General features: G+C 74.0%; 1 protein-coding gene. It reads left to right on the top strand.

All coding sequences use genetic code 11. The features are described 5' to 3' along the window. The first annotated feature begins 15 nt into the window (after nucleotides 1-15). Nucleotides 16-13,359: an amino acid adenylation domain-containing protein gene (locus ACIO5E_RS33565; protein WP_400675300.1), complete on the top strand. Its 13,344-nt coding sequence runs from the start codon at nucleotides 16-18 to the stop codon at nucleotides 13,357-13,359. The last annotated feature ends 1 nt before the right edge of the window (nucleotide 13,360 follow it).

Genomic DNA, 13,360 nt, shown 5'->3' with positions numbered 1-13,360 from the left:
AGTAGAGGAAGCACCGTGATCCCGGTTTCGTTCGCACAACAGCGTCTCTGGCTGATCGACCAGATCGAGGGGCCGACCGCGCTGTACAACCTGCCGTTCGCCCTCCGCCTGCGCGGCGAGCTCGACACCGCCGCGCTGCGCGCCGCGACGGCGGACGTGGTCGCCCGTCACGAGGCCCTGCGCACGGTGTTCCCGGTGGCCGGGGGAGTCCCGGTGCAGCGGATCCTGTCGGCCGAGGAGGCGCAGCCGCGCTTCCTGGTCGTGGACTGCGCACCGGCCGACCACCCCGGCCACCAGGACGCGGCCGCCGCCGAGACCTTCGACCTGAGCCGCGAACTGCCCATCCGGGTCACGGTGTTCACCCTCTCGCCGACCGAGCACGTGCTGCTCGTCGTCCTGCACCACATCGCCGGCGACGGCTGGTCGCTCGGCCCGCTGCTGCGCGACCTCGCCACCGCCTACCGGGCCCGGCTCACCGGCCGCGCCCCCGACTGGGAGCCGCTGCCCGTCCAGTACGCCGACTACGCGCTCTGGCAGCGCGAACTGCTCGGCGACGAGCACGATCCCGAGAGCCTGCTCGCCCGCCAACTCGCCCACTGGCGCACCGCCCTGGCCGGACTCCCGGAGGAACTGGAGCTGCCGACGGACCGCCCCCGACCGCCCGCCCCCACCGGCGCCGCCGACTCCGTGGACCTCGCCTGGGGCGCCGACCTGCACACCGCCCTGCTCGACCTCGCCCGCACGCACCGCACCACCCTGTTCACCGTCCTGCAGGCCGGCCTGGCCGCCCTGTTCACCCGGCTCGGCGCCGGCACCGACATCCCGCTCGGCACCGGAGTCGCCGGGCGCGCCGACGAGGCCCTGGACGAGCTGGTCGGCTTCTTCGTCAACTCGCTGGTGCTGCGCGCCGACACCTCCGGCGACCCGAGCTTCACCGAACTGCTCGGCCGGGTCCGGGAGGCCCAGCTCGACGCCTTCGCCCACCAGGACATCCCCTTCGAGCGGCTCGTCGAGGAACTCAACCCGCCCCGCACGCTCGGCCGCCACCCGCTGTTCCAGACCCTGCTGGTGCTGCAGAACCACGGGCAGGACGCCGAACTCGACCTGCCCGGGCTGGAGTCCGCCCCCGAACCGATCGGCCTGCGGGTCGCCAAGTTCGACCTCAACATCGGCATCGCCGAACAGCACGGCCCCGACGGTGCCCCCGCCGGGCTCACCGGCTCGATCGAGTACGCCGCCGACCTCTACGACCGCACCACCGTCGCCGCCCTGGCCGAGCGGCTCGGCCGGCTCCTGGCCGGCGCCGCCGCCGACCCGCACGCCCCCATCGGCACCCTCGACGTCCTCGCCCCCGAGGAGCGCACCCGCATCCTCACCGAGTGGAACGCCACCGACGCCCCGCGCCGGACCGGCACCCTGGCCGGGGCCTTCGAGCGCCAGGCCGACCTCACCCCGCACGCCACCGCCCTCGCCCACGACGGCGGCACCCTCTCCTACGCCGAACTCGACCTCCGCGCCAACCGCCTCGCCCACCACCTGATCGCCCTCGGCGTAGGCCCCGAGACCCCCGTCGCGATGCTGATGGAGCGCTCCGTCGAGGTCGTCGTCGCCACCCTGGCGGTCCTCAAGGCCGGCGGCTGCTACGTCCCCATGCACCCCGGCCTGCCGCCCGAGCGGATGACCGGCGTGCTCGCCGACACCGGCGCCCCCGTGCTGCTCACCGACCGCACCGACGCGGGCTTCCCGCACCGCGCCGTGGTCGTCCGCCCCGGCGACGAGGCCGGCGCTCCCACCCACCGCCCCGGCGTGCCCGTCCACCCGGACCAGCTCGCCTACGCGATGTACACCTCCGGCTCCACCGGCCGCCCCAAGGGCGTCGCCGTGCGCCACCGCGACGTCCTCGACCTCGCCGCCGACCGCCGCTGGCAGGACGGCCGGCACCGCCGGGTCCTGCTGCACTCCCCGCACGCCTTCGACGCCGCCACCTACGAGATCTGGACGCCCCTGCTGGCCGGCGGCACCGTCGTGGTCGCCCCGCCCGGCGCCCTCGACGCCACCGCCCTGCACGCCGTCACCACCCGCCACGAGGTCACCGCCGTCTTCCTCACCAAGGCCCTGTTCGACCTCGTCGCCGAGCAGGCCCCGGAGACCTTCGCCGCCCTGCGCGTCGTCTGCACCGGCGGCGAGGCCGCCTCCGCCACCCTGCTGCGGCGTGTCCTGGACGCCTGCCCCGACCTGCTGCTCGCCCACGTCTACGGGCCCACCGAGACCACCACCTTCGCCACCCACCACCCGCTCACCCACGCCGACCTCACGGGCCCCCGGGTGCCGATCGGCGGCCCGCTCGACAACATGCGCAGCCACGTCCTCGACGCCCGGCTGCGCCCCGTCCCGCCCGGCGTCCCGGGCGAGCTGTACATCGCCGGCGCCGGCCTGGCCCGCGGCTACCTCAACCGGCCCGGCCTGACAGCCGAACGGTTCGTCGCCTGCCCGTACGCGCCCGGGGAGCGGATGTACCGCACCGGCGACCTCGTACGGCTGCGCGCCGACGGCGCCGTGGAGTTCCTCGGCCGGATCGACGGGCAGGTCAAGCTGCGCGGCTTCCGGATCGAACTCGGCGAGATCGAGGCGGCGCTCTCCCGCCACCCCGCCGTCCGCCAGGTCATCGTGATCGCCCGCGAGGACCGCCCCGGCGACACCCGGCTGGTCGCCTACTGCACCGCCGAACCCTCGCTCACCCCGGCCGAGTTGCGCACCTTCGCCGGCACCACGCTGCCCGGCTACATGGTCCCCGCCGCCGTCGTCATCCTCGACGCCCTGCCGCTCAACGCCAACGGCAAGGTCGACCGCCGGGCCCTGCCCGCCCCCGACCTCGCCGCGGCCGACACCGGCCGCGCGCCGCGCGACGAGCGCGAACGGGCGCTGTGCGAGCTCTTCGGCGAACTGCTCGGCATCGACGACATCACCGTCGACGACGACTTCTTCGCCCTCGGCGGCCACTCGCTGCTCGCCACCCGCCTCACTGGCCGGGCCCGCACCGACCTCGGCATCGAGCTCACCATCGGCGACCTCTTCCAGGCCCCCACCGTCGCCGGGCTCGTCGACCGGCTCGCCGACCGCGCCGCCGACACCCCCGCCCCGGCCCGTCCGGCCCTGCGGCCCGCGACCCGGCCCGAGCGGGTGCCGCTCTCCTTCGCCCAGCGCCGCCTCTGGTTCCTCTCCCAGGCGGAGGGCCCCGCCGCCACCTACAACGTGACCCTCGCCCTGCGGCTGCGCGGCCCGCTCGACCCCGCCGCCCTGGCGGACGCCCTCGGCGACACCGTCCGGCGGCACGAGGCCCTGCGCACCGTCTTCGCCGAACACGACGGCACCCCCCACCAGCGCGTCCTCGACGGGCCGACGGCCCCGCTGCTCACCACCACCGACCGCCCGGTGGACGAACTCGCCCGCCACACCTTCGACCTGGCCGCCGACCTGCCCGTGCACGCCTACCTGCGGCCCGAGGGCCCGGACGAGCACGTCCTGGTCCTGGTCCTGCACCACATCGCCGGGGACGGCGCCTCGCTGGGCCCGCTCTACCGCGACCTCGCCACCGCCTACCGGGCCCGCCTCGCCGGCCGCGCCCCCGACTGGGAGCCGCTGCCCGTCCAGTACGCCGACCACGCGCTCTGGCAGCACGACCTGCTCGGCGACGAGGACGACCCCGCGAGCCTGGCCGCCCGCCAACTCGCCTACTGGCGCGACGCGCTGGCCGACCTGCCCGACGAGCTGCCACTGCCGCTGGACCGGCCCCGGCCGCCGGTCGCCACCCACCGCGGCGCCGTCGTCCCGGTGGAGCTCGACGCCGAGCTGCACGCCCGCCTCGGCGCGCTCGCCACCGAGCACGGCACGACCCTGTTCATGGTCCTCCAGGCCGCCTACGCCACCCTGCTGCACCGCTTCGGCGCCGGCACCGACCTGCCGATCGGCACCCCGGTGGCCGGCCGCCTCGACGAGGCCGTCACCGACCTGGTCGGCTACTTCGCCAACACCCTCGTGCTGCGCACCGACCTCTCCGGCCGGCCGGGTTTCGCCGAACTGCTGCGCCGCGTCCGGGACACCGACCTCGCGGCCTACGAGCACCAGGACCTGCCGTTCGAGTCGCTGGTCGAGGAGCTGAACCCGGCCCGGTCGCTGGCCCGCCACCCCCTGTTCCAGGTGATGCTGGCCTTCGCCGGCACCCCCGAGGACGGGCCGGACCTGCCCGGCATCACCGTGACCGAGGCGCCGGTCGACTTCGGCACCGCGACCTTCGACCTCACCCTCAGCCTGGTCGAGCGGCTCGCCGCCGGCGGCTCCCCGGCCGGGCTGAGCGGCGGCCTGGAGTACGCGACCGACCTGTTCGACCAGGAGACGGTCCGGCGGCTCGCCGCCGCCCTGGAGCTGATCCTGCGCCAGGCGGTCGAGGACCCCGAGCGCCCGGTCACCGCCCTGGAGGTGCGGGGCGAGGCCGAGCGGGACACCCTCGCCGGATGGAACGACACGGCGCTGCCGGACGCCGACACGCCCTACCTGACGGTGTTCGAGGAGCAGGCCGCGCGCACCCCCGGGGCCGTCGCCCTGGTCTGCGGGCCCGAGTCGCTGACCTTCGCGGAGCTGAACGCCCGGGCCAACCGGCTGGCCCGCGCCCTCCTCGACGAGGGCGCCGGACCGGACACCGTGGTCGCCCTCGCGCTGCCGCGCTCGGTGGAGTCGGTGGTCGCCGCGCTGGCGACGCTGAAGGCCGGCGCGGCCTTCCTGCCGCTGGACCCGGAGTACCCGGCGGAGCGGATCGCCTACATGCTGGCCGACTCCGCCCCGGCGGTCGTGCTCACCGACGACCGCTGGCCGCTCGCCGAGGCGCTGGACGGACGGACCGTGCTGCCCGTCGACGAGGGGCTGTGGGCCTTCCACGACGCCCACGACCTGCCCGGCACCGCCCGTCCGGGGCACGCCGCCTACGTCATCTACACCTCCGGCTCCACCGGCAGGCCCAAGGGCGTCGTGGTCTCCTGCGGCAACTTCGCCAATCTGCTGGCCTTCCACCGTGCCGAGACCGTGGCTGCCACCGAGCGTGCCCGGCCGGGCCGCCGGCTGACGGTCGCGCTCACCGCCTCGCTGTCCTTCGACACCTCCCTGGAGGGCTTCCTCTGGCTCGCGGCCGGGCACGAGCTGCACCTGGTCGGCGACGACGTGCGCCGCGACGCGGCCGCGCTGGTGCGCCACGCCGAGCGCACCGGGATCGACGTCCTCGACCTCACTCCCACCTACGCGGACCAGCTGATCGAGGAGGGACTGCTCACCCGCTGCCCGCCCGCCCTGCTGATGCTCGGCGGCGAGGCCACCGGCCAGGCCCTGTGGACCACCCTGCGGGACGCTCCGGACCTGATCGCGTACAACATCTACGGCCCGACCGAGTGCACCGTCGACGCCCTGTACCACCGCCTCGCCGACAGCGAGCGCCCGCTGATCGGCCACCCCCTCGGCAACCACCGCGCCTACGTGCTGGACGGGCAGCTGAACCCGGTGCCGGTCGGGGTGCCCGGTGAGCTGTACCTGGCGGGGGCGGGTCTGGCCCGGGGGTACCTGAACCGGCCGGGGCTGACCGCGGAGCGGTTCGTGGCCTGCCCGTTCGAGCCCGTTGGGCCCCTCCTTCCCGGTGGCGGGCAAGGAGGGCGGATGTACCGCACGGGTGACCTGGTGCGCCGCCGCCCGGACGGGGACCTGGAGTACCTGGGCCGTACCGACCAGCAGGTCAAGGTCCGCGGCTTCCGGATCGAACTCGGCGAGATCGAGACCGCGCTGACCTCGCAGCCGGGCGTGCTCCAGGCCGCGGTGCTGCCGTACGAGCAGGGCCCGGGCGGGGCGCGGCTGGTCGCCTACCTGGTCGGCCCGGCCGCGTCGGACCCGGCCGGGCTGCGGGCCGCCCTCGCGGCCGAACTGCCCGCCCACATGGTGCCGGCCGCCTTCGTGGGGCTGGCGGCGCTGCCGCTCAACGCCAACGGCAAGCTGGACCGCTCCGCGCTGCCGGCGCCGGACTTCGCGGAGTTCGCGGTGGGCGGCCGGGCGGCGCGGACGGCGCAGGAGGAGATCCTCTGCGGGTTGTTCGCGGAGGTTCTCGGTGTCGATGGGGTGGGTGTCGACGACGACTTCTTCGTGCTGGGTGGTCATTCCCTGCTGGCGACGCGGTTGTTGAGCCGGGTGCGGTCGGTGTTGGGGGTGGAGCTGGGGGTGCGGGACGTGTTCGAGGCGCCGACGGTGGCCGGGCTGGCGGCGCGTTCGGGTGCCGGGGTCGGTCGGCCGGTGTTGGCGGGGGGTGTCGGGCGTCCGGAGCGGGTGCCGTTGTCGTTCGCGCAGCAGCGGTTGTGGCTGATCGACCGGATGGAGGGCCCGAGCGCGCTCTACAACGTGCCGGTCGTGCTGCGGCTGGAGGGTGAGCTGGACGTGGCGGCGTTGGAGGCGGCGCTGGGGGACGTGGTGGTGCGGCACGAGAGCCTGCGCACGCTGGTGGCCGAGGCGGACGGTGAGCCGTACCAGCGGATCCTGCCGCCGGACGAGGCCCGGGTCGCCGTCGAATGCCGGGACTGCCCGGCCGACGCGCTGGCCGGCGCCGTGGACGAGGAGTCCCGCCGTCCCTTCGACCTGGCGGCCGAACCGCCCTTCCGCGCGACCCTGCTGAGGACGGCCGAGGAGAGCCACGTGCTGCTCCTGGTGCTGCACCACATCGTCAGTGACGGCTGGTCGATGGGTCCGTTGTTGCGGGATCTGTCGGTGGCGTACGGGGTGCGGTGTGGTGGTGGGGTGTCGGTGGGGGAGTCGTTGCCGGTGCAGTACGCGGATTACGCGGTGTGGCAGCGGGGGTTGTTGGGGGAGGAGTCGGATGCGGGGAGTGTGATCTCGCGTCAGTTGGAGTACTGGCGGGGGGTGTTGGGTGGTCTTCCGGAGGAGTTGGTGTTGCCGGTGGATCGTCCGCGTGGTGTGGTGGCGTCGCATCGGGGTGACCGGGTGGTGTTGCCGTTGGGTGTGGAGTTGCACCGTGGGTTGGTGGGGTTGTCGCGTGAGCACCGGGTGACGTTGTTCATGACGGTGCAGGCGGCGCTGGCGGCTTTGTTGACCAGGTTGGGTGCGGGTACGGATCTGCCGATCGGTACGGTGGTGGCGGGGCGTTCGGACGAGGCGCTGGACGAGTTGGTGGGGTTCTTCGTCAACACGTTGGTGTTGCGGACGGACACGTCGGGTGATCCGAGTTTCGCCGAACTGCTGGGCCGGGTGCGGGAGTCGGATCTGGGGGCGTTCGGGCACCAGGATGTGCCGTTCGAGCGGCTGGTGGAGGAGTTGAACCCGGCGCGCTCGCTGGCCCGCCACCCCCTGTTCCAGGTGATGCTCGTCCTGCAGAGCAACGAGGGCGCCGAACTGGAACTGCCCGGACTGCGTGTCGAGGCACTGCCGGCCGGGACCGGGGTCGCCAAGTTCGACCTCAACGTGATCATGGAGGAGGTCTTCGGCCCGGACGGCGAGCCCGCCGGGATCGACTGCGCGATCGACTTCGCGACGGACCTGTTCGACCGGGAGACGGTGGAGTCGCTGGCCGTGCGGTTCGGGCGGCTGCTGCGGGCCGTGGTGGAGAGCCCGGAGTTGCCGCTGGGCCGGGTGGAGCTGTTGGCGGAGGAGGAGCGGGCCGCGCTGCTCGGTGACGGGTTCATGCCGCTTCCGTCGCAGGTGCCGCTGGTGCCGGCGGTGTTCGAGGAACAGGCGGCGCGGATGCCGGGTGCGGTGGCTCTGGTGTGCGGTGCGGAGCGCCTGACGTTCGGTGAGGTGAACGTGCGGGCGAATCGGCTGGCGCACCGGCTGATCGCCGCGGGGGTGGGGCCGGAGTCGGTGGTGGCGCTGGCGCTGCCGCGTTCGGTGGAGTCGGTGGTGGGGCTGCTGGCGGTGCTGAAGGCCGGTGGGGTGTACCTGCCGCTGGACGCCGAATATCCGGCCGAGCGCACCGCACACACGCTCGCCGACGCGCAGCCCGTACTCGTCCTCACCGACGACCGCTGGCCGCACCCGGAGCTGCTGACCGGCCTGACCGTGGTCGAGGCCGGCGGCGCGGCCGGGGACGCGGCCGGTCCGGAGTCGAACCCCGCCGCGCGGGCCTCGGCCGGGGACGCGGCGTATGTGATCCACACCTCGGGTTCGACGGGTCGTCCCAAGGGGGTGGTGGTGTCGCACGGGAGCCTGGCCGCGCTGTTGGCGGCGCACCGGGCCGGTGTGATGGCGGGCCGGGAGCGGTCGCGGGTCGCGCTGACGGCGTCGTTGTGCTTCGACGCGTCGTGGGACGGCCTGTTGTGGCTGGTGGCCGGGCATGAGCTGCACCTGGTCGGTGACGAGGTGCGCCGGGACGCGACGGCGTTGGTGCGCCAGGTCGGGGAGCGCGGTATCGGGGTGCTGGAGGTGACGCCGTCCTTCGCCGAACAGCTGCTGGAGGAGGGCCTGCTGGTCGAGGCGGTGCCGGAGTTGGTGCTGCTCGGTGGTGAGGCGGTCGGGCAGGCGCTGTGGTCGCGGTTGCGGGAGGCGCCGGTGACGGAGGCGTACAACCTGTACGGGCCGACGGAGGCGACGGTGGACACGCTCGTCCAGCCGCTGGTGGCCTCGGAGCGGCCGGTGCTGGGCCGTACGGTCGCCGGGACGCGTGCCTACGTGCTGGACGAGCGGTTGAATCCGGTGCCGGTCGGGGTGGCGGGTGAGTTGTACCTGGCGGGGGCCGCGCTGGCCCGGGGCTACCTGAACCGGCCCGCCCTGACCGCGGAGCGGTTCGTGGCCTGCCCGTTCGCGCCCGGCGCGCGGATGTACCGCACCGGCGACCTGGTGCGCCGCTCGCGGGACGGGGACCTGGAGTACCTGGGCCGTACCGACCAGCAGGTCAAGATCCGCGGCTTCCGGATCGAACTCGGCGAGATCGAGCAGGTGCTGGTCCGCCACGACGCCGTGCGCCAGGCGGTCGTCACCACGCGGGAGAGCGACGGCGGCGACCGCCGGCTGGTGGCCTACTGCGCGGTGACCGAGCAGATTCCCGGGATCGCCCTCGACCTGCGGGAGTTCGTCGCCCGGGCACTGCCCGGCTACATGGTGCCGGCCGCCGTCGTCCCGCTCGAGGCCCTGCCGCTCACCGGCAGCGGGAAGGTGGACCATCGGGCCCTGCCGGCGCCGGACTTCGCGGAGTTCGCGGTGGGCGGCCGGGCGGCGCGGACGGCGCAGGAGGAGATCCTCTGCGGGCTGTTCGCCGAGGTCCTGGGGATCGCCCGGGTCGGCATCGACGACGACTTCTTCGTGCTCGGTGGTCATTCCCTGCTGGCGACGCGGTTGTTGAGCCGGGTGCGGTCGGTGTTGGGGGTGGAGCTGGGGGTGCGGGATGTGTTCGAGGCGCCGACGGTGGCCGGGCTGGCGGCGCGTTCGGGTGCCGGGGTCGGTCGGCCGGTGTTGGCGGGGGGTGTCGGGCGTCCGGAGCGGGTGCCGTTGTCGTTCGCGCAGCAGCGGTTGTGGCTGATCGACCGGATGGAGGGCCCGAGCGCGCTCTACAACGTGCCGGTCGTGCTGCGGCTGGAGGGTGAGCTGGACGTGGCGGCGTTGGAGGCGGCGCTGGGGGACGTGGTGGTGCGGCACGAGAGCCTGCGCACGCTGGTGGCCGAGGCGGACGGTGAGCCGTACCAGCGGATCCTGCCGCCGGACGAGGCCCGGATCGCCGTCGAGGTCCTGCCCGTGGGCACCGACCCCGAGAGCTGCGTCGACCGGCCGTTCGACCTGGCTGCCGACCTGCCGATGCGCGCCCAGGTGATCCCGGGCGGGTCCGACGGAGACCTCCTGGTGCTGGTGCTGCACCACATCGCCGGTGACGGCTGGTCGATGGGTCCGTTGTTGCGGGATCTGTCGGTGGCGTACGGGGTGCGGTGTGGTGGTGGGGTGTCGGTGGGGGAGTCGTTGCCGGTGCAGTACGCGGATTACGCGGTGTGGCAGCGGGGGTTGTTGGGGGAGGAGTCGGATACGGGGAGTGTGATCTCGCGTCAGTTGGAGTACTGGCGGGGGGTGTTGGGTGGTCTTCCGGAAGAGTTGGTGTTGCCGGTGGATCGTCCGCGTGGTGTGGTGGCGTCGCATCGGGGTGACCGGGTGGTGTTGCCGTTGGGTGTGGAGTTGCACCGTGGGTTGGTGGGGTTGTCGCGTGAGCACCGGGTGACGTTGTTCATGACGGTGCAGGCGGCGCTGGCGGCTTTGTTGACCCGGTTGGGTGCGGGTACGGATCTGCCGATCGGTACGGTGGTGGCGGGGCGCTCGGACGAGGCGCTGGACGAGTTGGTGGGGTTCTTCGTCAACACGTTGGTGTTGCGGACGGACACGTCGGGTGATCCGAGTTTCGCCGAACTGCTGGGCCGGGTGCGGGAGTCGGATCTGGGGGCGTTCGGGCACCAGGATGTGCCGTTCGAGCGGCTGGTGGAGGAGTTGAACCCGGCGCGCTCGCTGGCCCGCCACCCCCTGTTCCAGGTGATGCTGCTGCTGGAAGGCGACCGGACGGCCTCCGCGCCGCTCACCCTCGGCGCCCTGCCCGCCACCGTGCAGTCGACGGCCGGATCGGTGGCCAAGTTCGATCTGAGCATCGGCATGGGCGAGACCTTCGACGCGGACGGCGAGCCCGCCGGCCTGGAGTGCGCGATCGACTTCGCGACGGACCTGTTCGACCGGGAGACGGTGGAGTCGCTGGCCGTGCGGTTCGGGCGGCTGCTGCGGGCCGTGGTGGAGAGCCCGGAGTTGCCGCTGGGCCGGGTGGAGCTGTTGGCGGAGGAGGAGCGGGCCGCGCTGCTCGGTGACGGGTTCACGCCGCTTCCGTCGCAGGTGCCGCTGGTGCCGGCGGTGTTCGAGGAACAGGCGGCGCGGATGCCGGGTGCGGTGGCTCTGGTGTGCGGTGCGGAGCGCCTGACGTTCGGTGAGGTGAACGTGCGGGCGAATCGGCTGGCGCACCGGCTGATCGCCGCGGGGGTGGGGCCGGAGTCGGTGGTGGCGCTGGCGCTGCCGCGTTCGGTGGAGTCGGTGGTGGGGCTGCTGGCGGTGCTGAAGGCCGGTGGGGTGTACCTGCCGCTGGACGCCGAGTACCCCGCCGACCGCACCGCCGGTGTCCTGGCGGACTCCCGTCCGTCGCTGGTGCTGACCGACCCGAGGTGGCCGCTGCCCGAGGTCCTGGCGGGCCTGCGGACGCTGGACGTCACCGACGACGGCCCCGGCCCCGAGAGCGACCCGGCCCCCCGCGCCACCGGGCAGGACGCGGCGTATGTGATCCACACCTCGGGTTCGACGGGTCGTCCCAAGGGTGTGGTGGTGTCGCACGGGAGCCTGGCCGCGCTGTTGGCGGCCCACCGGGCCGGTGTGATGGCGGGCCGGGAGCGGTCGCGGGTCGCGCTGACGGCGTCGTTGTGCTTCGACGCGTCGTGGGACGGCCTGTTGTGGCTGGTGGCCGGGCATGAGCTGCACCTGGTCGGTGACGAGGTGCGCCGGGACGCGACGGCGTTGGTGCGCCAGGTCGGGGAGCGCGGTATCGGGGTGCTGGAGGTGACGCCGTCCTTCGCCGAACAGCTGCTGGAGGAGGGTCTGCTGGTCGAGGCGGTGCCGGAGTTGGTGCTGCTCGGTGGTGAGGCGGTCGGGCAGGCGCTGTGGTCGCGGTTGCGGGAGGCGCCGGTGACGGAGGCGTACAACCTGTACGGGCCGACGGAGGCGACGGTGGACACGCTCGTCCAGCCGCTGGTGGCCTCGGAGCGGCCGGTGCTGGGCCGTACGGTCGCCGGGACGCGTGCCTACGTGCTGGATGACCGGTTGAATCCGGTGCCGGTCGGGGTGGCGGGTGAGTTGTACCTGGCGGGGGCCGCGCTGGCCCGGGGGTACCTGAACCGGCCCGCCCTGACCGCGGAGCGGTTCGTGGCCTGCCCGTTCGCGCCCGGCGCGCGGATGTACCGCACGGGTGACCTGGTGCGCCGCTCGCGGGACGGCGAACTGGAGTACCTGGGCCGTACCGACCAGCAGGTCAAGATCCGCGGCTTCCGGATCGAACTCGGCGAGATCGAACAGGTCCTGAGGCGGCACCCCCAGGTGTCGGCGGCCGTCGTCCGCCCGGTCGAGGACCGCGCGGCGGGCACCCGTCTGGTCGCCTACGCGGTGACCGACGGCCGGCTGGACCCGGCCGGCCTGCGGGCCTTCGCGGGCGGGCTCCTGCCCGGCTACATGGTGCCGGCCGCGGTCGTTCCGCTCGACGCCCTGCCGCTCACCGGCAGCGGCAAGCTCGACCACCGGGCCCTGCCCGCGCCGGACTTCGCCGAACTCGCCCGGGGCCGCGCACCGCGCACCGAACCGGAGCGGGTCCTCTGCGAGCTGTTCGCCGAGGTCCTGGGGATCGCCGGGGTCGGCATCGACGACGACTTCTTCGTGCTCGGCGGCCACTCCCTGCTCGCGATGAAGCTGCTGGCCCGGATCCGCACCGCCCTCGGCGCCGACCTCGGGATGCGTGCACTGTTCGAGGCGCCGACCGTCGCGGGACTGGCCGACCGGCTCGGTGCCGGGCCGGCCGCCGACGCCCTGGACGTACTGCTGCCGCTGCGCACCGGTGGCGGCCTGGCCCCGCTGTTCTGCGTCCACCCGGCCGCCGGCATCAGCTGGGTCTACTCCGGCCTGCTGCCGCACCTCGGTGCCGAACGCCCGGTCTACGGTCTGCAGGCCCGCGGCCTGCGCGGGGAGGCGCCGGCGAGCGTCGCGGAGATCGCCGAGGACTACGTGCGGCAGATCCGCGCGGTGTGGCCCGCCGGCCCGTACCACCTGCTCGGCTGGTCCTTCGGAGCGGTCGTCGCCCAGGAGATGGCCGTCCGGCTCCAGGCCGAGGGCGCACCGGTCGGTGTGCTCGCCCTGCTCGACGGCGCACCGGTCACCGGTCACGGTCCGGAGGCCGCCGACGGGCCGGGGCAGGACGAACCCGTCGACACCCTGGCCGAGTTGCTGCTGTCACTGGGCTACGACCCGGAGGCCGGGCGCGGCCAGGCCGAGCTGACCGCCGTCCTGGGGGAGGCCGCCGCCGAGCTGCTCGGCGTGTTCGAGCGGCACCGCAAGCTCATGGCCGAGCACGTGCCCGGCCGGTACCGGGGCGACGCCGTCTTCTTCGGCGCGACCCTCGACAAGCCCGCCGACTGGCCCTACGAGCAGTCCTGGCGGCCGTACCTGGACGGCCGGATCGAGCCCCACCGCCTCGCCTGCGCGCACGGCGAGCTGACCCGTCCGGAACCCATCGCACGGATCGCCTCCGTGCTCGCCGAGAAGCTTGGAGAGTGAC

It is taken from the genome of Kitasatospora sp. NPDC087314 (assembly GCF_044744365.1).
In the GTDB taxonomy this organism is placed as follows: Bacteria; Actinomycetota; Actinomycetes; order Streptomycetales; family Streptomycetaceae; genus Kitasatospora.
The sequence above is the reverse complement of the archived record's forward strand: the minus strand, read 5'-3'. Positions and strand labels throughout refer to the sequence as shown.